This window comes from Piscinibacter defluvii, from assembly GCF_004011805.1.
GTDB lineage: Bacteria > Pseudomonadota > Gammaproteobacteria > Burkholderiales > Burkholderiaceae_C > Piscinibacter > Piscinibacter defluvii.
In genome coordinates this window covers 735831-757498 of record NZ_ML137196.1, presented here as the reverse complement: position 1 = coordinate 757498, position 21668 = coordinate 735831, and the positions used below count along the sequence as shown (strand labels likewise).

19 protein-coding genes are annotated in these 21668 nt (G+C 72.5%); 7 read left to right on the top strand and 12 right to left on the bottom strand.

Translation table 11 applies throughout. The features are described 5' to 3' along the window. The first annotated feature begins 15 nt into the window (after nucleotides 1–15). On the top strand, nucleotides 16–399 hold the full coding sequence (locus tag D9C15_RS03390) for an Ig-like domain-containing protein (RefSeq protein ID WP_127996003.1): 384 nt from the start codon (nucleotides 16–18) through the stop codon (nucleotides 397–399). On the opposite strand, the gene recQ is transcribed toward D9C15_RS03390, so the two are convergent. The 4 genes from recQ to D9C15_RS03370 are packed head-to-tail and all read right to left on the bottom strand — an operon-like array spanning nucleotide 400 to nucleotide 4023. Next, nucleotides 400–2259, bottom strand: coding sequence for a DNA helicase RecQ (recQ, locus tag D9C15_RS03385; RefSeq protein ID WP_240668267.1), 1860 nt, complete (start codon nucleotides 2257–2259; stop codon nucleotides 400–402). It lies immediately after the preceding gene. A gap of 47 nt (nucleotides 2260–2306) precedes the next feature. Beyond that, nucleotides 2307–2975: a DUF799 domain-containing protein gene (locus D9C15_RS03380; RefSeq protein ID WP_127996002.1), complete on the bottom strand. Its 669-nt coding sequence runs from the start codon at nucleotides 2973–2975 to the stop codon at nucleotides 2307–2309. Nucleotides 2976–2986: 11 nt separating this feature from the next. Next, complete coding sequence (locus D9C15_RS03375; RefSeq protein ID WP_240668266.1) at nucleotides 2987–3343, bottom strand: DUF4810 domain-containing protein; 357 nt, start codon at nucleotides 3341–3343, stop codon at nucleotides 2987–2989. A gap of 2 nt (nucleotides 3344–3345) precedes the next feature. Further along, entirely contained in the window at nucleotides 3346–4023 is a 678-nt protein-coding gene (locus D9C15_RS03370) for a CsgG/HfaB family protein (RefSeq protein ID WP_127996000.1), read from the bottom strand. A gap of 243 nt (nucleotides 4024–4266) precedes the next feature. On the opposite strand from D9C15_RS03370, the gene D9C15_RS03365 reads away from it, so the two are divergent. Beyond that, nucleotides 4267–4767, top strand: coding sequence for a single-stranded DNA-binding protein (locus D9C15_RS03365; RefSeq protein ID WP_127995999.1), 501 nt, complete (start codon nucleotides 4267–4269; stop codon nucleotides 4765–4767). A 228-nt stretch (nucleotides 4768–4995) separates the two neighbouring features. Continuing rightward, a complete protein-coding gene (locus D9C15_RS34440; protein WP_375138740.1) occupies nucleotides 4996–6489 on the top strand; it encodes a methyl-accepting chemotaxis protein in 1494 nt (497 codons plus the stop codon). Here D9C15_RS34440 and D9C15_RS03355 read toward each other — a convergent pair whose 3' ends face one another. Together D9C15_RS03355 and D9C15_RS03350 are read right to left on the bottom strand one after the other, a co-directional pair. Further along, nucleotides 6490–7131, bottom strand: coding sequence for an FMN-binding negative transcriptional regulator (locus tag D9C15_RS03355; protein ID WP_127995997.1), 642 nt, complete (start codon nucleotides 7129–7131; stop codon nucleotides 6490–6492). It lies immediately after the preceding gene. A 1-nt stretch (nucleotide 7132) separates the two neighbouring features. Then, the gene (locus D9C15_RS03350; protein ID WP_127995996.1) at nucleotides 7133–7609 is read right to left on the bottom strand and encodes an OsmC family protein; all 477 of its coding nucleotides are present in this window, start codon (nucleotides 7607–7609) and stop codon (nucleotides 7133–7135) included. Between the two features lie 83 nt (nucleotides 7610–7692). Here D9C15_RS03350 and pdxR point away from each other — a divergent pair, with 83 nt between their 5' ends. Continuing rightward, a complete protein-coding gene (gene pdxR / locus D9C15_RS03345; RefSeq protein ID WP_127995995.1) occupies nucleotides 7693–9156 on the top strand; it encodes a MocR-like pyridoxine biosynthesis transcription factor PdxR in 1464 nt (487 codons plus the stop codon). Here the strand turns inward: pdxR and D9C15_RS03340 are convergent. The 4 genes from D9C15_RS03340 to D9C15_RS03325 form a co-directional block, all read right to left on the bottom strand. Next, nucleotides 9130–9783 (bottom strand): trimeric intracellular cation channel family protein, encoded by a 654-nt coding sequence (locus D9C15_RS03340; RefSeq protein ID WP_127995994.1) that lies wholly within the window; start codon nucleotides 9781–9783, stop codon nucleotides 9130–9132. The genes pdxR and D9C15_RS03340 overlap by 27 nt on opposite strands. A gap of 76 nt (nucleotides 9784–9859) precedes the next feature. Continuing rightward, entirely contained in the window at nucleotides 9860–10363 is a 504-nt protein-coding gene (locus D9C15_RS03335; protein WP_127995993.1) for an OmpA family protein, read from the bottom strand. Nucleotides 10364–10438: 75 nt separating this feature from the next. Continuing rightward, on the bottom strand, nucleotides 10439–12895 hold the full coding sequence (locus tag D9C15_RS03330; RefSeq protein WP_127995992.1) for a putative bifunctional diguanylate cyclase/phosphodiesterase: 2457 nt from the start codon (nucleotides 12893–12895) through the stop codon (nucleotides 10439–10441). Further along, nucleotides 12895–13503: a methylamine utilization protein gene (locus D9C15_RS03325; RefSeq protein WP_127995991.1), complete on the bottom strand. Its 609-nt coding sequence runs from the start codon at nucleotides 13501–13503 to the stop codon at nucleotides 12895–12897. The genes D9C15_RS03330 and D9C15_RS03325 overlap by 1 nt, the downstream gene beginning before the upstream one ends. Nucleotides 13504–13673: 170 nt before the next feature. On the opposite strand from D9C15_RS03325, the gene D9C15_RS03315 reads away from it, so the two are divergent. Both D9C15_RS03315 and D9C15_RS03310 read left to right on the top strand, forming a co-directional pair. After that, the gene (locus tag D9C15_RS03315) at nucleotides 13674–14279 is read left to right on the top strand and encodes a CAP domain-containing protein (RefSeq protein ID WP_164886631.1); all 606 of its coding nucleotides are present in this window, start codon (nucleotides 13674–13676) and stop codon (nucleotides 14277–14279) included. Nucleotides 14280–14399: 120 nt separating this feature from the next. Beyond that, on the top strand, nucleotides 14400–17432 hold the full coding sequence (locus D9C15_RS03310; RefSeq protein WP_127995988.1) for a beta strand repeat-containing protein: 3033 nt from the start codon (nucleotides 14400–14402) through the stop codon (nucleotides 17430–17432). Here the strand turns inward: D9C15_RS03310 and mnmA are convergent. Together mnmA and D9C15_RS03300 are read right to left on the bottom strand one after the other, a co-directional pair. Further along, complete coding sequence (mnmA, locus tag D9C15_RS03305; RefSeq protein ID WP_127995987.1) at nucleotides 17419–18567, bottom strand: tRNA 2-thiouridine(34) synthase MnmA; 1149 nt, start codon at nucleotides 18565–18567, stop codon at nucleotides 17419–17421. The two genes, D9C15_RS03310 and mnmA, sit on opposite strands and share 14 nt — an antisense overlap. 21 nt (nucleotides 18568–18588) lie before the next feature. Further along, complete coding sequence (locus D9C15_RS03300) at nucleotides 18589–19503, bottom strand: LysR family transcriptional regulator (protein ID WP_127995986.1); 915 nt, start codon at nucleotides 19501–19503, stop codon at nucleotides 18589–18591. Between the two features lie 74 nt (nucleotides 19504–19577). Between D9C15_RS03300 and D9C15_RS03295 the strand changes: the two genes are divergently transcribed. After that, entirely contained in the window at nucleotides 19578–21638 is a 2061-nt protein-coding gene (locus D9C15_RS03295) for a 4-oxalomesaconate tautomerase (protein WP_127995985.1), read from the top strand. Nucleotides 21639–21668 lie beyond the last annotated feature (30 nt).

Below are 21668 nucleotides of genomic sequence, written 5' to 3'. Positions count from 1 at the left end.
GCGTAGCATCGCGCCATGCGTCGCCGCCATGCCCTCGCCAGCCTGCTCGCCACCGCCGTTCTGGCCGGCTGCGGCGGCGGGATCTACCTGGGCTGGGGCGACGACGATTTCGGCCCGCCCTCGGTCAACCTCGCGGCGCCGGTGACCAGCGTGCCGGCCGGCGGCACGGTGCGCGTGGTCGCGGCCGCGGCCGACGAGAACGGCATCGACGAGGTGGCGCTGTACCGCATCGACGGCGATCGTGCCGTGTTCGTCGCCAGCGACCTCAGCGCACCCTACGAATGGGACGTGCTCGTGCCCGACGACGGCCGCACCACGCTGCGCCTGTTCGCGCGCGCCACCGACGGCTGGGGCGAACGCGCCGACAGCCGCGAGCTGGTGCTGACGGTCACGCCCTGATCAGGGCGCGGCCTCGAGCACGCGCAGGATGTCGCGCCCGTAGGCCTCGAGCTTGCGCGCGCCGACGCCGCTGATCCGGCCGAGCGCATCGAGCGAGGCCGGCTGGCTGCGCGCCATCTCGGCCAGCGTGGCGTCGTGGAACACGATGTAGGCCGGCAGGTTGTGCTCGCGCGCCACTTCGGCGCGCCAGGCCTTCAGGGCGGCGTAGCGGCGCTGGCCGTCGGCGTCCAGCGGCACGGGCGCGGCCTTCTCCCTGGTGCCGCCGGCCCTCGCGGCGCGGCCGCGCTTGGGGTGCTCGGCCGGCACCCGCAGCAGCAGCTGCACCTCGCCGCGCAGCACGCTGCGCGCGCTCTCGGTCAGCTCCAGGGTGTTGTACTCGCCCTCGGCGCGCAGGTGGCCGAGCGCGATCAGCTGGCGCAGCACGCTGCGCCACTGCGCCTCGGGGATGTCCGCACCGATGCCGAAGGTCGAGAGCCGCTCGTGGTGGTACTGCGCCACCTTGTCGGTGGACTTCCCGCGCAGCACGTCGATCAGGTGCACGGCGCCGAAGCGCTGGCCGTGGTTCTGGTGGAAACGGTAGACGCAGGACAGCGCCTTGCGCGCCGCCTCGGTCGCGTCCCAGGTGGCGGGCGGATTCAGGCAGTTGTCGCAGTTGCCGCAGGGTGAGCTCGGCTCGCCGAAGTAGGCCAGCAGCCGCACACGCCGGCAGTCGTGCGCCTCGGCCAGCGCGAGCAGCGCGTCGAGCTTGGCGCGCTGGCCGCGCTTGAACTCCTCGCCGGCCGGGCTCTCGTCGATCATGCGGCGCTGGTTCACCACGTCCTGCAGGCCGTAGGCCATCCAGGCGTCGGCCGGCTCGCCGTCGCGGCCGGCGCGGCCGGTCTCCTGGTAGTAGCTCTCGATGTTCTTCGGCAGGTCGAGGTGGGCGACGAAGCGCACGTCGGGCTTGTCGATGCCCATGCCGAAGGCGATGGTGGCGACCATCACCACGCCCTCGTCACGCAGGAAGCGGTCCTGGTGGCGCCGGCGCACGTCGGCGTCGAGGCCCGCGTGGTAGGGCAGTGCAGCGATGCCCTCCTCGTTCAGCCAGGCCGCCGTCTCCTCGACCTTCTTGCGCGAGAGGCAGTAGACGATGCCCGCGTCGCCCTCGTGCTCGTCGCGGATGAAGCGCAGCAGCTGGCGCCGCGCGTCGTCCTTCTCGACGATCGCGTAGCGGATGTTGGGCCGGTCGAAGCTGCTGACGAAGACCTGCGCCGAGCCCAGCTGCAGCCGCTCGATGATGTCGGCGCGCGTCAGGTCGTCGGCGGTGGCGGTCAGCGCGATGCGCGGCACGTCGGCGTAGCGCTCGTGCAGCACGTTCAGCGCGAGGTAGTCCTCGCGGAAGTCATGCCCCCACTGGCTGACGCAGTGCGCCTCGTCGATGGCGAACAGGCTGAGCAGCCCGCGCTCGTGCAGCGAGTCGAGCTGGGCCAGGAAGCGCGGCGTGGTCACGCGCTCCGGCGCGGCATACAGCAGCACCAGGCGGCCCGACATCATCTCGCGCTCGATGCGCTGCGCCTCCTCGAGCGTCAGCGTCGAGTTCAGGAAGGCGGCGTGCACGCCGGCCTCCTCGAGCGCGCCGACCTGGTCGTGCATCAGTGCGATCAGCGGGCTCACGACGACGGCCACGCCGCGCTCGCGCCGGTGGCGCACGATCGCCGGCACCTGGTAGCACAGGCTCTTGCCGCCGCCGGTGGGCATCAGCACCAGCGCGTCGCCGCCGGCCGTGACGTGTTCGACGATCGCCTGCTGCTGGCCGCGGAAGGCCGGGTAGCCGAACACCTCGTGCAGGACGGCGAGCGGGGTCAGGGAGGCGGCAGACACATTCGCGGCGGGATGACAGCCCCGCGATGGTACGGGACGCCGGTCGCTCAGTCCTTCTGGTAGCGCGGCGAGCGCGGCCCGAACAGGATGCCGTTGCGCACCGGTGCACCCAGGAGGCGCTGGTTCGCGATGCCGGCGTAGTTGAAGCTGGCGTCGGTGACGGTGCCGACGATCTGCTCCACGAGCGCCTTGACGAGCAGACCGACCAGCCCGCCCTGGTTGTTGTTGTTCGACTCCTGCGAAGATGCGGTGGCCCTGCCCTCCCACAGCAGCGCGCCGCTGCGCAGATCGACGATGCGCCCCTCGACGGTGACGCGCGTGTCGCTGCCGACGACCAGGTAGCGGGTGCCGTAGTCCTTGACGCGCAGGTAGACCGCGGCGTCCGCACCGAAGATCTCGCGCAGCTTCGCCGTCGAGACCTGCTGGATGTCGTGTGGCGTCGTCATGCCGTTCTGGCGGAAGGTCTCGTCGACCATGCTGACCGGCAGCACGTAGTAGCCAGCTTCGGCCAGCGGGGCCGTGGCCGTGGCGAGCACACCGGCAACGGCCTTGACGTCGGCCGAGTCGTTCAGCGGCGGCAGGACCAGCAGGGACGCCGGGCGCGCCTGCCGGAACGCCGTGTAGTCGTACGGGGCGGGGGCAGCACAGGCCCCGAGCAGTGCAGCCAGGGCGAGAAGGGCGGCCAGGCGGGCCGGCCGCGCGCGGAGCTTGGTCATGTTCGTTTCGTTCAGGAGGGCTTCGCGCCGCCCATGCTCTTGAGCACGAAGTCCATGAAGGACGTCGACTCCGGGAACGCGGCCTTCTCCGCCTCGATCATCTGGCGCGCCTCGTCGTGCCGGCCCAGTCGGATGTGAAGCATGGCCAGATGCGCGCGAAAACCCGGCGGCAGCGCGGCGCCGGTCGCACGCGCCTTCTCGGCCTGGGCCTCGAGCAACATCAGTTGCTCGTTCGGGTTCGACATCTCGCCGTTGAGGAACTGGTAGACCTGACGCTGGTAACCCTCCCAGTGGTACAGCGGCTTGGGCGCCGCGGCGCAGCCGATCAGCACCAGGCCGCCAGCGGCGGCGGCCAGGAGTCGGGCCACCCTCATTTGCGTGGGCCCCACTGGCCGGCGTCGAGCCCGCTGACGAGGTTGTTCACCGCCTCGCGCATCGCCAGGTCGAGCACCTTCCCGTTGAGCGTGGCGTCGTAGCCGGCGGTGCCGCCGAAGCCGGCCACCTCGCGGTTGGAAAGCTCGTACTCGCCCGCGCCACGGGCCGAGAACACGATCTCGGAGGTCAGCGCATTGACGACGTTGAGCGTCACCTTGGCGTAGGCCACCTGCGTCTTGCCGCGGCCCAGAATCCCGAACAGCTGCACGTCGCCGACGTCCTTGCGGCCGAACTCGGAGATGTCCCCGGTGACGACGTAGTCGGCCCCCTTGATGGCCTGGGTGCGGGCCTGGAACTGCGCCTCCTGCTTGGTCTCGGACAGGTTCTCGCGGTCCAGCACCCCGAAGCGCTGCGACTGCTGCAGGTGCGCGATCAGCGTCGTCTTCGCCTGCGAGCCGAGGCGGTCTACGCCATCGGTGAAGACGCCGCGCATGAAGCTCGAACGGTTGTCGAACTTGCCTACGGAGATCGGGATGCGAGCACCGGTGTACGGCGTGGCCGCCGCTTCCACCTTGGCGACGGCCAGGCTGCGCGACGACTCGGTGGCGCAGCCGACGAGGCCGACGGCGGTGATCAGACAGGCCGCTGCGGCGGCGACAGACTTGCATGACATGCGAATCTCCAGGGGTTCCGGTACTGCAGGACTGCCTGAGACTCTAACCGCGAAGGCGAGGGCTCTCGCCCGGGATCTTGCGCATACGCAAGCCCTGCGACATTCGTCACGTGGCCGCTATGCGTGCCGGCGCGGCCCCACCGAGGAGGGAACCGTTCAGGGTCACCCATCGGCGCCGGCAGCGCACCCGGGCGGACGGCGATAATGGCCCCATCCCACCCGAGTCTCACCGCGGAGCGCAGCATGGCCTCACTGAACAAAGTCCACCTGATCGGCAACCTGGGCCGCGATCCGGAGGTGCGCTACACGCCCAACGGCAACGCCGTGTGCAACGTCAGCATCGCCACCACGCGGCAGTGGAAGAACAAGGACAGCGGCGAGCGCCAGGAAGAGACCGAGTGGCACCGCGTGGTGTTCTACGACCGACTGGCCGAGATCGCGGGTGAATACCTGAAGAAGGGCCGCTCGGTCTACGTCGAGGGCCGACTGAAGACCCGCAAGTGGCAGGACAAGGAAGGCAAGGACCAGTACACGACCGAGATCATCGCCACGGAAATGCAGATGCTCGGCGGCCGCGAGGGCATGGGCGCCGGCGGCGGCGGCGAGGCCGACGACTACGGCGACGGCGGCGGCAGCCGCCCGGCGGCCCGCCCGGCCGCCGCCGCCCGCCCGGCGCCGCAGAAGCCGGCGGCCGCGAAGCCCGCGACGGGCTTCGACAACATGGACGACGACATCCCGTTCTAGCGCGCCTGCCGGCGGTCCCTGGCAGTCAGGCCGCCTGGCCTTCGCTGCCACGGCTGCGGCCGGAGTGCATGCGGCGCGGTGCAATACGTCACGGCCGCGGACGGGGGGTCCTCAAGCGGGCGGGGGCGGCGACGAAAGTCACGCTGCCAACGACCCCTCCTGACGACCCCCATGAATGTCCTGAACCAACTCCGCATCGGCCCCCGTCTGGGATGGGCTTTCGGCGGCATGATCGCCTTGCTCCTGGCCGTTGCCGCCCTCGGGCTGCTGTCGCTGCGCGAGATCAACGAGTCGCTCCACCGCGTGACCGACGACTACTACGTCAAGGTCAAGCTGATCGGCGACATCAAGGAAGAGATCAACAAGCAGGCCCGCTTCGCCCGCAATGTCGTCCTCTTCGACGACCGGGCCCAGCGCGAGGCCGAGTTGGCCCAGATCGACGCCAGCCGCAAGCTCGGCAACGACCTGTACGAGAAGCTCACGCCGCTGGTGGTCAGCGCGCGCGGCAAGGAACTGCTCGGCGAAGTGACCGTCCGGCGCGACGCCTACCGCGCCGAGCTGGACCGTTTCCTCGGGTTCGTGCGCGAGGGCCGGTCCCAGGAGGCACGCACCCAGCTCATGGAGCGCGTGCGCGACCAGCAGCTGGGCTACATGAAGGCGATGGAGAGTTTCTCCGACCTGCAGGAGAAGCTGATGGACGCGGCCACTGCCGAGGCCGACGCCGATCTGACCCGCTCGAACTGGCTGATCGGCCTGACGGGCATGCTGGCGGTGCTGCTCGGGATCGGCCTGGCCTGGGCCATCACGCGCTCGATCACGCGCCCGATCGGCCAGGCGGTGGACCTGGCCGAGCGCGTGGCCGCCGGCGATCTCGGCGTGCGGATCGAGGTGCGCGGCCGCGACGAGGCCGGCCAGCTGCTGGCCGCGCTGCAGGCCATGACCGGGAACCTGACGAACATCGTCGGCCAGGTGCGCCAGAGCAGCGAGTCGATCGCCACCGGCTCGGCGCAGATCGCCACCGGCAACGCCGACCTGTCGCAGCGCACCGAGGAGCAGGCCAGCAACCTGCAGCAGACCGCCGCCTCGATGGAGCAGCTCACCTCCACGGTGAAGCAGAACGCCGACACCGCGCGCACCGCCACGCAGCTGGCGCAATCGGCCAACGCAGCCGCCGGCCGCGGCGGCGAGGCGGTGTCGCAGGTGGTGCAGACCATGGGCGAGATCAGCGAGAGCTCGCGCAAGATCGCCGACATCATCGGCACCATCGACGGCATCGCCTTCCAGACCAACATCCTGGCGCTGAACGCCGCGGTGGAAGCGGCGCGCGCCGGCGAGCAGGGGCGCGGCTTCGCGGTGGTCGCCGGCGAGGTGCGCAGCCTGGCGCAGCGCAGCGCCGAGGCGGCGCGCGAGATCAAGGCGCTGATCGGCGCCAGCGTCGAGCGTGTCGAGGCCGGCTCGAAGATGGTCGACGATGCCGGTGCGACGATCCGCGACGTGGTCGGCCAGGTGCAGCGCGTGGCCGACCTGATCGCCGAGATCGGCGCGGCCACCGCCGAGCAGACGCAGGGCATCGAGCAGGTCGGCGGCGCCGTCACCCAGCTCGACCAGGTGACGCAGCAGAACGCGGCGCTGGTGGAGGAATCCGCCGCCGCGGCGGACAGCCTGAAGCAGCAGGCCGAGCGCCTGGTGCAGGCGGTCGGCGTGTTCCGCCTGGCGGCCTGATCAGCGCGGGTCCGCCGCGCGCACCAGCGCTGCCATGGCCTGCGCCGGCGCGTCCTCGCGTGCCACCAGGCCCTGCGCGACGCCTTCGCGGTCGGCCGCGCCGCGGTTCTGGCTCACCTTCCACTTGCCGCTGAGCGCGGTGATCTCGAGTTCCAGGCCGACGATCGCGTCGAGCAGCTTCTCGATGAAGTCGGCCGGCGCGTCGCCCACCTGCCAGGGACGCGGCTGCGTCGCCTCGTGCGTGTCGGTCAGCCGGCCCACCAGGCGGTGCAGCCAGGCCGCGTCGTCGACGGCGCGCAGCCGGCCGCGCGCCTGCACGACGGCGTAGTTCCAGGTCGGCACCACCTTGCCGTGTTCGGCCTTGCTCGGGTACCAGCCCGGGCTCACGTAGGCCTGTGCGCCCTGGAACAGCACCAGCACCTCCTGGCCATCGGCCTCGCGCCAGACGGGGTTGGCGCGCGCCACGTGGCCGCGCAGCGTGCCGTGCGCGCCGTCGCCCGCGCCGGTGTCCAGCAGCCAGGGCAGCGGGTTGGCGTCGAGCCCGTGCGCGCCCTGGGTGACGAGCAGGCCGAGCGGGTGGGTGCGGATCAGCCCGTGCATCACCTCGTCACGGGTCTCCTCGAAGTGCTTCGGCAGGTACATGTCAGGCCTCTGCGGAGAGGATGCGCGGCTCGCAGCGCAGCGTGCTCTTCACCGAGCTGGCGATGAAGCATTCCTCGTGCGCCTGGTGGTGCAGGCGCGCGTGCTCGGCGGCGTCGGGCGCGCGGCCGGCGAAGCGCACCGCCGGGCGCAGCACGACCTCGGTCATCGCCAGCCGGCCCTCGGCATTGCGGGCCATCGTGCCGACCGCCGCGTCGCGGTAGTCGTCCACCACCCAGCCGGCGCGGCAGGCCAGGTCGAGGAACCACAGCATGTGGCAGCTCGACAGCGCGGCGACGAAGGCCTCTTCGGGGTCGACCGCAGCCGGGTCCGAGTAGGGCAGCTTCACCGAATGCGGCGAGGACGAACCCGGCACCACCGCGCCGCCGTCGAAGTGCATCAGGTGGCGGCGGCTGTAGCGCCGGTCGGCGAAGGGCTGCTCGCCGCGCTGCCAGTGGATCGTCGCGAAGTAGTCGGCCATGGGCTGCCTTTCCTGCCGTGGTCTGCCGTGGTTCAATGGCTCCGCAGGATAGTCCGGATGCGGTCCGAACGAGGAGCCAATTCATGTGCCCCGCAAGAGCCAATCGCAGCCCCGCGCCGACGCTGCGCCAGCAGGTCTACCAGCGCCTGCGCAGCGCCATCGAGCAGGGCGTGCTCGCGCCCGGCGCGCGCCTGCCGCCCTCGCGCGACCATGCACGGACGCTGGGCGTGGCGCGCAACACGGTGCTGTGGGCGCTCGAGCGCCTGCGCGCCGAGGGCTACGTGGTGGCACGCGTGGGCGACGGCAGCTACGTGGCGCCGGCGATCGCCGGCCTCGCGGCCCGCCGCGCCGCGGCCGCGCCGGCCGCTGGCGCGCTGCTGTCCTCGCGCGGCCGGCTGATCGCCGACACCGCGCTGCGCTGGCAGCCGCCGAGCGCGCCGCCGCTGCCGTTTCGCATCGGCTACCCGGCCGTCGACCTGTTCCCGTTCACGCTGTGGGACCGGCTGGCGCGCCGTGCCGGAGCGCGTGGTCATGCGGCGCTCGCGCGTTACCTCGACCCGGCAGGCCACCCGCCGCTGCGCGCGGCGATCGCGCAGTGGCTGCTGGTCTCGCGCGGCATCCGCTGCCTGCCGCAGCAGGTGCTGGTGTGCGCCGGCTCGCAGCAGGCCATCGACCTGGTCGCGCGGCTGCTGCTGGACCCCGGCGACGAGGTGCTGGTCGAGGACCCCGGCTACCCCGGCATCCGCGCCTGCCTGCAGGCCCACGCTCTGACGGTGCAGCCGCTGCCGGTGGATGCGCAGGGCCTGGTGATCGACGCCGGCGCGGCGCGCTGGCCCGCGGCGCGGCTGGCGGTGGTCACGCCGACGCACCAGTTCCCGCTCGGCGTGCACATGAGCCTGGCGCGCCGGCTCGCACTGCTGGCCTGGGCGCGCGAGCGCTCGGCCTGGGTCGTGGAGGACGACTACGACGGCGAGTTCCAGTACGGGCCGCACCGCATCCCGGCGCTGTGCAGCCTGCCGGACGCGCAGCGCGTGATCTACGTCGGCACCTTCTCGAAGACGCTGCACCCGGGGCTTCGACTGGGCTTCGTGGTGCTGCCCGAGGCGCTGGTCGAGGCCTTCGCGGCGGGCAAGGCGCTGGCCGACCGGCACAGCCCGGGCGATGCGCAGGAGACGCTGGCGCGCTTCATCGCCGAGGGCCACCTGCTGCGCCACCTGCGCCGCATGCGCGAGGCCTACCAGGAGCGCCAGGCGCTGACGATCGAGGCGCTGGCGCGCGCCAGCGGCGGGGCGCTGCGGCTCGCGCCGAGCGCGCAGGGCATGCACCTGCTGCACGAGATCGCGCCCGGCCGGCCCGACATGCCGCTCGGCGCACGGGCGCGCGAGGCCGGGGTGTTCCTGGCGCCGCTGTCGGCCTACGCGATCGAGTCGCGCCGGCGCGGCTGGGTGTTCGGTTATGCCGGCTACGCGCCGGCCGAGCTGCGTGCGGCCGCGCGGCGGCTCGGCCCGCTGTTCGCGGACTCAGCCGCCGCGCTCGCCGCCGGGTGACCAGGCGGGCAGGCGGAAATCGGTCGCGAGCGCCGCCGCGCGCAGGCCGAAGGTCAGCGCCGCGGCGGCCAGCAGCGCGCTGCCCTCGTCCAGGCCGAGCGCGCGGGCACCCACCAGCGCCCAGCCGCCAGCGAACGCGCACACGGCGTAGGGCCGATGGTCGCGGAAGGCGCTGGGGATCTCGTTGCAGACGATGTCGCGCAGCACGCCCCCGAACGTGGCCGTGACCACGCCCATCAGCACCGCGACGATGGCCGGCAGCTGCTGCTCCAGCGCCAGCTGCGTGCCGCCGGCGCTGAACAGGCCCAGGCCGAGCGCGTCGGGCCACTGCATGGCCCGCTCGGTGGGCGCGAAGTGGCGCGCGCGCAGCAGCGCCATCGCGGCCACGCACAGCCCGAGCAGCGCCCACAGCCACAGCGCATGCTCGACCCAGAAGAACGGCCGCCGGTCCAGCAGCACGTCGCGCAGCGTGCCGCCGCCGAAGGCGGCCAGGCCGGCGACGATGCACACACCCACCGCATCGAGCCGCTTGCGCGCGGCCTCGAGCAGGCCGGAGAGCGCGAAGGCCACGGTGGCGGCGGCCTCCAGGGCCGTCAGCAGCAGCTTGACGAAGGGCGGGTCGGACATGCGGCGCGCTCGTCAGGCTGGCTGGAGCCTCCCTCGCGGACGGGGCGCGGGGGAGCCGGGCATGAAGCCGCAGGCCCTAGTCGACCAGGCGCAGCTCGACACGGCGCGCCTCCTGCGCGTCGGTGCCGCCGGCGGTGCTCTCCGGCTTGCGCAGCGCGAGGCGGGCCGCCTCCGCGCCGGCCGCCTTGAGCGCCTCGCGCACGGCGATGGCGCGCTGCTTGGCGAGTTCGGCGTTCTTGGCCGGGTCGCCGCTGGTGTCGTGGAAGCCGGACAGCACCAGCCGCTTGCCCGGCGCGTCAGCCAGGGCCTTGGCGGCGGCGGACAGGGTCGCCGCCGCATCGCTCGGCAGCGTGGCCTGGCCGAGCTCGAAGTAGAGCTTGCCCAACAGCTCGCCGGTCAGCGGCGCGTCGACCAGCTCGTCGCCCGCCGCGGCGGCGGTGGCCACGGGCTGGGCTGCCGCCTTGCCCGCCTGCAGCTGGCGCAGCGCGAGGCCGCCGATCACGCCGGTCAACACGAAGAACACCACCCCCAGGACCACCCATACCCCGATGCGTGTGCCTTCGTCTTCCTGATCGAGCATCTCATTCCTCCGCCGCGTCGCGTGCGCGAAAAGCGCTCGATTCTATCGGCGGCCCCGCGGCCGGGCCTGCCAGGCTCAGTGCAGGCGCATCGGGCTGCTGACGGCGAACGGCCGGCGCCGCTCGATCCACAGCGTGGACCACTTGCCGAACTCCTCCGCGGGCATCGGCCGGCCCATGTGATAACCCTGCGCCTCGTCGCAGCGCAGCTCGCGCAGCAGGTCCCAGGCCTTGGCGTTCTCCACGCCCTCGGCCACCACCGAGAGGCCCAGGTTGTGCGCCAGGTCGATGGTCGAGCGCACGATGGTGGCGTCGTCGAGGTCGCGCTCCATGTTGGTCACGAAGCTCTTGTCGATCTTCAGCTCGTCCACCGGCAGCCGCTTCAGGTAGGCGAGCGAGGAGTAGCCGGTGCCGAAGTCGTCGATCGAGAGCCTGAAGCCCATCGCGCTGAGCTTGTTCAGCGTGGCCAGCGCGCGCTGCGGGTCGTCCATGATCGCGCTCTCGGTGATCTCGAGGCAGAAGGCCTCGGCCGGCACGCGGTGGCGCAGCAGCAGCGCGTCGAACTTGGCCGGCAGCTCGGGGTCGAGCAGGTCGCGCGTGGACAGGTTGACCGAGAGCTTGAGCAGCGCGCCCTGCGCCTGCAGCGCGAGCCACAGCCGCGCGGCCTCCTCGAACACCCACATGGTGAGCACGCGGATGAAGCCGGTCTGCTCGGCGAAGGGGATGAACTGCAGCGGCGGCACCAGGCCGCGCTGGGGATGCTGCCAGCGCACCAGCGCCTCGGCACCGACCACGTGGCCGGCGTCCAGCGAGAGCTTGGGCTGCAGGAAGAGGCGCAGCTCGCCGTGCTCCACGGCGTGGCGCAGCTCCGACAGCAGCGACAGCGTCTGCGCGCTGCCCGCGTCGATCGCCGCGTCGTACATCAGCGGGCCGGCGGCGCTGCGCTTGGCCGCGACCATCGCCACCTCGGCGCGGTTGAGCAGCGCATCGGCGTCGGCCGCGTGCTCGGGCCAGCAGGCCATGCCGATGCCCGCGCCCAGGTCGACCTTGTGCTCCTGCAGGTCCACCGGCCGGTCGAAGGCACGTGCGATGCGCTGCGCCACCGAGCGCGCCAGCGCCGCGTCGCCCTCGCGCAGCAGCACCGCGAACTCGTCGCCCGACAGGCGCGCCACCAGGTCCTGGCCGCGCAGCACCTGCTGCGTCAGCCGCTCGGCCACGCCCTGCAGCAGCAGGTCGCCGAAGTGGTAGCCGAGCACGTCGTTGACGTGCTTGAAGCGGTCCAGGTCCAGCATCAGCACCGCCACCGAGCCGCCCTCGCGGCGCGCCCGCTCGATCGACGCGAGCACCGCGTCGCGGAACATCGCGCGGTTGGGCAGCCCGGTCAGCGTGTCCCAGTAGGCCAGGCGGCGGATCTGCGTGTCCTTGTCGGCCACGTTGACCCGCATGGTCTCGAAGCTCTGCGCCAGCATGCCGATCTCGTCGGCGCGCTGCAGGCCGGGCACCGGCGTGGCGTAGTCGCCCGCGCCGAGCCGCTCGGCCGCGGCGCCCAGCGTGCGCAGCGGCGTGGTGACGCGGCGCGCGGTGACCAGGCTGCCGGCCGCGAAGATCGCGAAGCCGGCCAGCGTGATGGCCAGCAGGCCGACCTGCAGCTCGCGTGGCGTCTGCGTGGCGGCGTCGATCGACAGCGAGACGAGTGCGAGCACCGCTGCGTCGGCCTCGGTGCCCGCGTCGCTGCCGGGCGCGGCCAGCGGCGTGAGCCAGCGGCCGTGCACGCCGAGCTCCTCGCCGTCGACCTGCACCGCGCGCATGCCGGCCACCGCCTCGCCCTGGGCGCTCCAGCGCTGCGCCGCGAGCTGCTGCGCCTGCGCCGGCGCCAGGGTGCTGAGCACCGGCTGCCAGGGCGCGCCGGTCGCGCTGCGCGTCAGCAGCGTCAGGTGCAGCGCCGAGAGCTGGCGCATGTCGCGGCCGAGCTGATCGTCGACCACGAAGCCCATCAGCACCCAGCCCACCAGCCGAGGCGCTTCCATCGGCACCAGCACCATCAGGTGCGGCTTGCCGTCCAGCAGCGCCAGGCCGGTGGCACGGCCGCCGGCGGCCGCACGCAAGCCGAGCTCGGTAGCCGCGGCGGCGAGTTCGCGGCGCTGCCCGTGCGTGCCGGCGGTGGCGCGCAGCGCGAGGCTGGTGTCCAGCCAGGCCACCTCGGTGGCGCCGATACGGTCGCCGGCGTTCTCCAGCACCGAGGCGATGGTCTCGGTGTCGTTGGTCAGCGCCGCCTCGCGGAAGCCGTAGTCCTTGGCCAGCAGGCGCGCGCCCTCGAACAGGGTCTGCGCGCGCTGGTCGAGCAGCCGGCCGAGCACCCGCTCGCCGACCTCGAGTTGCGCCGGCAGGCTGCTGCGCGCGTGGCCGGCCAGGCCGGCGCTGATGGCCGCGAAGCTGGCGATCTGCACCAGCGCCAGCAGGCCGAGGAACAGCGCGACCATGCGGCCGCGCAGCGAGCCGCTCCAGGCGCGGCGCAGCGGTGACAGCCCGCGCATCATGGCTCGGCGCTGACCGGCAGGCGCGCCGTGTGCTGCGTGTCGCCGGCACCGAGCGTCAGCGCCACCGGCGCGAGCGGCGTGGCCGCCGGCAGGCCCGGGTGCCAGACGCTGAGACGGTAGTCGCCCGCCGGCACGTCGGCGAGGCGCACCAGGCCGTCGGCGCCGCTGCGCGCGGCAAACGGCGTGTCGGCCACCACCACCCAGGCGGCCATGCGGTCGTGGATGTTGCAGCCGAGCACCGCGATGCCCGGCTTGTCGAAGGTGACCGGCGCGGCCGGCACGCCGGCGTAGAGCTTCAGCTCGAAGGTCTTGGCGGCCGAGAACGAGTAGACGTGGTGGCGTACCGTGTCGAAGTTGGGGAAGTTCACCTTCGTGCCGGTCGTGATCAGCGTCACGCGCGGCTGGAAGCGGCGCTTGGCCTGCGAGATCTCCACGTCGGCCAGCGGCTTGACCGGCAGCCGGCCCGACGCCGGCTCGAGCAGCGCCACCGCGTCGGCGAGCGGCTGCCCGGCCGCATCGGCGATCGCCACCACCAGCGTGCCCGCCTGCGCGGCCGGCGCGGCGAGCAGGGCGAGGCAGGGAGCAAGGCGCAACGGAATGAACATGGGCGGGGCGAGGTCGGGCGTGGACGTGCTATCGGCCGGGGCGGGCTCCGACTTGAACCGGGCCGGGCGGCACGGCCACCCGCGTGCGGCTTGTCACGGCCGGTCCGCACGCTGCGCGCCGGCTTACGTCTGTTCACCGCGGCGCGCCGGCGCGGCGCTAGCCTGCGGCCATGTCCTGCCCGAAGCTGTCCTCCCGAACCCTGCTGCTGTGGATGGCCGCCAGCCTGGCGGCCTGCGGCGGCGGTGGTGGTGATGCCCCGGCGCCGGGGGCCGCCCCCGCCCCGGTTCCGTCCCCGGCGCCTGCGCCGGCGCCCACCGGCGCGCCCGCCGCGGCCTCGACCTGCGGCCTGCCCGATTTCCTGCCCGCGGCGATGGCCCGCATCAACCAGTGGCGGGCCTCGGGCGCGACCTGCGGCTCGCGCGGGGTCTTCGCGCCCGCCCCGGCGCTGGCCTGGAACAACCGGCTCACGCAGGCGGCCGAGGCCCATTCGCAGGACATGGTGGCGAACGACTTCTTCTCGCACACCGGCACCGGCGGCAGCACGCTGGGCAGCCGCGTCAGCGCGGCGGGCTACGACTGGCGCAGCCTGGGCGAGAACATCGCCGCCGGTCAGACCGGCATCAACCAGGTGGTGGACGGCTGGATCGCCAGCGAGGGCCATTGCGCCAACCTGCTGAACCCGGCCTTCAGCGAGGTCGGGCTCGCCTGCGTCAGCGGCACCTCGTCCACGACCTACCGCACCTACTGGACCATGGACCTCGGCGCACCGCGCTGAGCCGCCGGGCGCCGGCCTGGCGCCGGCGGGCCATGGCCCGCCGCTGGCTCCTTCGGGCGATGCCGCAGCGCGTCGCGGCGGGAAGACTGCGTGCATTCCACCGACCCACGGAGATTGCACATGGCCTTCATCCCCGGCACCCCCGGTGCCGACACCCTGCGCGGCGCCGACACCGGCGACGGCCTGTTCGGCGACGCCGGCAACGACTGGCTGTACGGCGGCATGAACCGCGACAACCTGGACGGCGGCGACGGCGCCGACCGGCTGTTCGGCGAATTCCAGGACGACTGGCTGTTCGGCGGCAGCGGCGGCGACCAGCTCGACGGCGGCTCGGGCGACGACCTGCTCTCCGGCGGCGCCGGCGTCGACATCGTGCGCGGCGGCACCGGCGACGACATGCTGATGCTCGGCACGGCCGCCGAGCGGGCCGGCGACCGGCTGGACGGCGGCCTCGGCCTCGACCTGCTGGACATCGACCTGGCCGGCGAAACCGGCGCCGTGAACCTGACGGTGACCGACGCGGCCGGCACCAGCACCTTGTTCGGCAACGTCAGCCTGACCGGCATCGAGCGCTGGTCGGTGCGCGGCGGCAGCGCCGCCGACACCCTGACCGGCGGGCGCTGGGGCGACTCGTTCACCGGCAACGCCGGCAACGACACGCTGGTCGGCAACGGCGGGCGCGACGCGCTCGACGGCAGCGACGGCGACGACTCGCTGGACGGCGGCGCGGGCAGCGATTCGCTGTTCGGCGGCACCGGCGCCGACAAGCTGCGCGGCGGGCACGGCGACGACTACCTCTCCGCCGGCGACGGGCGCGACGTGGCCTACGGCCAGAACGGCAACGACACGGTGTTCCTCGGCACCGGCAACGACATCGCCTACGGCGGCGACGGCAACGACATGCTGCAGGGCGACGAAGGCAACGACCTGCTGCGCGGCGACAACGGCAACGACCTGCTGCGCGGCGGCGCCGGCCTGGACACGCTGCAGGGGGGTGCCGGCAACGACACCGTGACGGTGTTCGCCGGCAACGGCGCGGACGTGATCGACGGCGGCACCGGCATCGACCGGGTCGAGCTGAACGGGCTGGCCGGTGCGTTCACGGCCAAGGCGCCCTCGCTGCAGAACATGCTGGCCGACGGCACCACGCTGATCAACGTCGAGGCCTACACCATCACCGGCTCGGACGGCGCCGACAGCTTCACCACCCACGACGGCGACGACGTGCTGTCCTCCTACGGCGGCAACGACCGGCTGGTGGGCAACGGCGGCGCCGACCAGCTCGACGGCGGCACGGGCCGGGACCGGCTCGACGGCGGCACCGGCGACGACCACCTGATCGTCAAGGGCGGCGGCGCCGACACCCTGCTGGGCGGCGCCGGCACCGACAGCGCGGTGATCGACGCCAGCGACGCGCTCGACACGCCGGTGACCTTCTCGATCGTCGGCACCACCGCGACGCTGTCCAACGGAACCACCGCGACCGACGTGGAGATCTTCAGCATCGAGAGCAGCCTGGGCAACGACCGGCTCGACGGCCGCGGTGCGCTGCAGGTGAGCTTCGACGCCGGCGCGGGCAACGACACCCTGTACGGCGGCAACGGCGACGACGTGCTCGACGCCGGCAGCGGCAACGACCTGGTCTATGGCGGCGCCGGGCGCGACCGCATCTCCGCCTGGGGCGGCGCCAACAAGATCAACGCCGGCGACGGCGACGACGAGGTGCAGGTCGAGGTGGAGGGCACGAACAGCCACGCCAACAGCATCGTGCTCGGCGCGGGCAACGACACCGTCTACGTCAACAACGCCACCGGCTCGACCGCCGGTGTGTTCACGGTCGACGGCGGCACCGGCACCGACATGGCCTGGGTGAGCCGCTTCGACGCGCGCCAGGACCTGAGCTTCACGCTGAGCCAGAACGCGACGCTGGTCAACGGCAACGTCACGCTGACCGGCATCGAGCGCGTGCACCTGTGGTCGGGCTACGGCAACGACCAGCTGACCGGCGGGGCGCTGGACGACTGGTTCAACGGCAACAACGGCCACGACACGATCAGCGGCCTGGCCGGCAACGACTCGATCCAGGGCTGGAACGGCGCCGACCGGCTCGACGGCGGGCTCGGCAACGACACGCTGTACGCCACCGGCGGGATCTCCGACGCGGACGCGGACACCCTCATCGGCGGCGCCGGCGACGACGCGCTGCACTTCAACGCCGGCGACCGCGCCGACGGCGGCACCGGCACCGACCGCGCCTTCCTCGACCTGGGCGACGAGACCACCGGCGTCAGCTTCGTGTTCTCCACCGCCACGACGACGGTGAACGCGGGCACCAGCTTCTCCGGCATGGAGTCGCTCGAATTCAACGGCACGGCCGGCCACGACCAGGTGACTGGCGGCGCCCTGTACGACCTGCTCGACGGCAACGCCGGCAACGACGTGCTCAAGGGCGGCGGCGGCGACGACTGGCTCTACGACGGCGACGGCAACGACGTGCTGGACGGCGGCACCGGCAACGACGGCTTCGTGCGCGACGATTTCGACGCCAACGGCACCGACCGCTTCGTCGGCGGATCGGGCATCGACACGGTGTTCTTCAACATCGTCTCGGACCTGTCGGTGCGCGTGGACCTGGCCGACAGCACCAAGAACGCCGGCATGGCGCAGGGCCTGACGCTGGTGGGCATCGAGCAGGTGGTCGGCAGCGACCGCGACGACGACCTGCGCGGCAGCACCGGCAGCGATGGCTTCTGGGGCGGCAAGGGCGACGACCGGCTGGAAGGCCGCGCCGGCGACGACTTCCTGGCCGGCGGCGGCGGCGGCGACTGGCTGATCGGCGGCGCGGGCAAGGACTCGTTCGCCTTCGGCGGCGACGCCACCGGCTCGGGCGACCTGATCGCCGACTTCGTGCGCGGCGAGGACACGCTGGTGATCGACCGCGCCGGCTTCGGCCTGGCGGACGATGCAGCGCTCTCGCTGGTGGTGGGCACCGCGCCGGTGGCCACCGGCACGGCCGGGCAGTTCCTGTTCGAGACCGGCACCGGGCGGCTGTGGTTCGATGCCGACGGCGCCGGCACGGGCTACGAGGCCGAGCTGGTGGCCACGCTGACCGGCGTGAACACGCTCTCTGCGAGCGACTTCACGCTGCAGTGACGGGGGCCGCGGGCGCGCCGGCCTCGACCGGCAGCGCCGCGGCGATCACCCCGCCGCCCAGGCAGACCTCGCCGTCGTAGAGCACGGCGGACTGGCCCGGCGTCACCGCCCACTGCGCTTCGTCGAAGCGCAGCGTGAAGCTGCCATCGCTCTCGTGCGCCAGCGTGCAGGGGGCGTCGGCCTGGCGGTAGCGCGTCTTGGCGGCCAGCTGCCCCGGCGCGGGCGGCGTGCCGGCGATCCAGCTGGTGTCGTCGGCGCGCAGCGCCGGGGCGAGCAGCCAGGGGTGCGCGTGGCCCTGCACGACGTAGAGCGTGTTGCTGGCCAGGTCCTTGCGCGCGACGAACCAGGGCTCGTGCTCGCTGCCTCCCTTGGCCGCGCCGCGCTCCTTCAGCCCGCCGATGCCGATGCCCTTGCGCTGGCCGAGCGTGTAGAAGGAGAGGCCCACGTGTTCGCCGATCGTGCGACCGCGGTCGTCCTTGATCGGGCCGGGCGTGTTGGCCAGGTAGCGGTTCAGGAACTCGCGGAACGGCCGCTCGCCGATGAAGCAGATGCCGGTCGAATCCTTCTTCTTCGCATTCGGCAGGCCGATCTCCGCCGCGATGCGGCGCACCTCGGTCTTGGCCAGTTCGCCGACCGGGAACAGCGTCCTGGCCAGCTGCGCCTGCGTCAGGCGGTGCAGGAAGTAGCTCTGGTCCTTCAGCGGGTCGAGGCCCTTCAGCAGCTCGAAGCGTCCGTCGCGTTCGCGCACGCGCGCGTAGTGGCCGGTCGCGATCTTCTCCGCGCCGAGGCGGATCGCATGGTCGAGGAAGGCCTTGAACTTGATCTCGGCGTTGCACAGCACGTCCGGGTTGGGCGTGCGGCCGGCCTGGTACTCGCGCAGGAACTCGGCGAACACCCGGTCGCGGTAGTCCGCCGCGAAGTTGACATGCTCGAGCTCGATGCCCAGCACGTCGGCCACCGCCGCCGCGTCGAGGAAGTCCTGGCGCGACGAGCAGTATTCGCTGTCGTCGTCGTCCTCCCAGTTCTTCATGAAGATGCCGATCACCTCATGGCCCTGCTGCTTGAGCAGGTGCGCGGTGACGGCGGAGTCGACCCCGCCGGAGAGCCCGACGACGACCCGTTGCCGCTTGTCCATGCGCCGATTATCCGGGCCGGGTCATGACCTTCGCCCGCGCCCCGGCTTGCGCATCTCCGCGAACACGTCGTAGAGCTGCTGCGCGGCCGGCGACAGCGTGCGGCCCTTGCGGCGGATCAGCCCGACGCGCCGCGTGACCACCGGGTCGACCAGCGGGACGCTGACCAGCAGCGGGTGGTCCTTGCCCGGCATCGCGAGCGAGGGCACCGCGGCCACGCCCAGCCCGGCCTCGACCAGGCCGAGCTGCGTCGTCACGTGCTGCGTCTCGTACAGGCCCTCGGGCCGCACCGCGACGCCGGCCAGCGCCTGGTCCAGCAGCAGCCGGTTGCCCGAGGCCTTGGCGACGTTGATGTAGTCGTGTGCCGCCAGGTCGGCCCAGCTGACCTGGCGCCGCTTGGCGAGCGGGTGGTCGCGCCGGCAGGCGGCCACAAAGCGTTCCTCGAGCAGCGGCCGGAACTCGATCTCCGGTTCCTGGCTGCCGATGAAGTTGAGCCCGAAATCGGCCTCGCCGCGTGCCACCGCGCCCAGCACCTCGCTCGCGCCGGCGTCGAACACCCGCACGCGCAGCTTGGGGTAGCGCTCGCGGTAGCGGCCGATCACCTGCGAGAGGTGGTAGTAGACCGTCGACGGCACGCAGGCCACGGTGACCTCGCCCAGCCGGGTGGCGGCGACGCCGCGCACGGCCAGCAGCGTGCCGTCCAGTTCGTCGAGCCATTGCGCCACCTTGCGCCCGAACTCGCGCCCGACCGCCGTCAGTTCGACGCGCCGCGTCGTGCGCTCCAGCAGCCGCACGCCGAGCGCCTGTTCGAGCTTGTCGATGCGCCGGCTGAACGCCGGCTGCGAGAGGTGCACCGACTCGGCGGCACGGCGGAAGTTGCCGATCTCGGCCACCGCGCGGAAGGCGAGCAGGTCGGGCAGGTCGAAGTTCAGGGCCATTGATGCACTCCATCGATCATTCGATCCTAACTCTGCAATTCACATGCATCGATGCGGCGACCATCATTGCGTCCATGTCATCGCTCACCGTCCCCTGCGTCCTGATGCGTGCCGGCACCTCGCGCGGCCCGTTCTTCCTGCGCGACTGGCTGCCCGCCGACGAGGCGCAGCGCGACCAGGCACTGATCGGCGCGATCGGCGCGTCCGACCTGCTGCAGGTCGACGGCGTCGGCGGCGGCAGCACGCTGACCAGCAAGGTGGCCATCGTCTCGCGTTCGGTGCAACCCGACTGCGATGTCGACTACCTGTTCGCCCAGGTCGGCGTCGGCCAGAATTCGGTCGATACGCGGCCGAACTGCGGCAACATGCTCTCGGGCGTGGCGCCGTTCGCGATCGAACAGGGCCTGGTGGCCGCGGCGGACGGCGAGACCACGGTGCGCGTGTTCAACGTGAACACCCGGTCGCGCATCGACGTGACGGTGCAGACACCCGGGCGGCGCGTCGCCTACGAGGGCTCGACCGGCATCGACGGCGTGGCCGGCACGGCGGCGCCGATCCGGCTCGACTTCCTCGACGCCTGGGGCGCGGTGACCGGCTCGGTGTTCCCGACCGGCCAGCGCATCGACCGGATCGACGGCGTCGAAGTCACCTGCATCGACGCGGCCATGCCGCTGATGATCGTGCGCGCCGCCGACCTCGGCGTCGGTGGGCGCGAGGCGCCTGCCGAGCTCGACGCGAACCGGGCGCTGCTCGAGCGGATCGAGGCGCTGCGCCTGGCCGCCGGGCAGCGCATGGGGTTGGGCGACGTGTCCGGCAGCGTGGTGCCCAAGCCGGTGCTCGTCAGCGCCGGCGACGACGAACACAGCATCACCTCGCGCTACTTCACGCCGCGCCGCTGCCATGCCTCGCACGCGGTGACGGGCGCGATCGGCGTGGCCGCCGCGTTCGCGCTGCCCGGCACGGTGGCCAGCGGCGCCGCGCACGAACCCGGCACGCGGCGCATCGCCGTGCTGCACCCGCAAGGCCGCATCGACGTCGAAGTGCAGATCGACGGCCGCGCCGGCGAGGCCCGCATCCAGCGTGCCGCCCTGCTGCGCACGGCGCGCAAGATCATGCAGGGCGAGCTGCACATCCCCGACTACGTCTTTTCCAGACCTCCCGAAGGAGACAAACCCATGAAGCGATTGCTCGCCCCGGCCCTGGCCGCCGCCCTCGCCGCCGCCGCGCCCGCCGCGCTGGCCTTCCCGACCAAGACGATCACCATCGTCGTGCCCACCGCCGCCGGCGGCGGCAACGACGCGATGGCCCGCACCATCGGCCAGAAGCTCTCCACGCTGCTCGGCCAGACGGTGATCGTCGACAACCGCGCCGGCGCCAACGGCGCGATCGCGAGCGAGTACGTCGCCCGCGCCACGCCGGACGGCCACACGCTGATGCTCGGCTACATCGCCACGCACGCGATGAACCCGGCCCTGCAGAAGCTGCGCTACGACCCGGTGGCCGACTTCGAGCCGATCGGCCTGGTCGGCTACTCGCCGACGCTGATGGTCGCCAACGCCACCGTGCCGGTGAAGGACGTCAAGGACCTGGTCGCCCAGCTCAAGGCCAAGCCGGACAAGTACACCTACGCCTCGGCCGGCAACGGCACGGCGCCGCATTTCGCCGCCGAGCTGTTCAAGCTCAACGCCGGCGTGGTGATGCTGGGCGTGCCGTACAAGGGCGCGGCGCCGGCGGTCAGCGACACCATCGGCGGACAGACGCAGTTCATGTTCCCGAGCCTGTTCACCGCCGTGCCGCACGTCAAGAGCGGCAAGCTCAAGGCGATGGCGATCGCCGGGCCGAAGCGCTCGCCGCTGCTGCCGGACGTGCCGACGCTGAAGGAGGCGGGCATCGACGGCGTCGAGGTGCAGCAGTGGTACGGCTTCTTCGCGCCGGCCAAGACCCCCAAGCCCGTCGTCGATCAGCTCAACAAGGCGCTGAACCAGGTGCTGGCCGACCCGGAAATCATCAAGCGCATCGAGGACCACGGCGCCGACGTGGAGTCCAGCACGCCCGAGCAGTTCGGCGCGCTGGTCAAGGCCGAGATCGGCAAGTGGAAGAAGGTCGTGCAGCAGGCGAAGCTGACGGCCGACTGAGGCGCGGCAAGCACCCACCACCCACGGAGA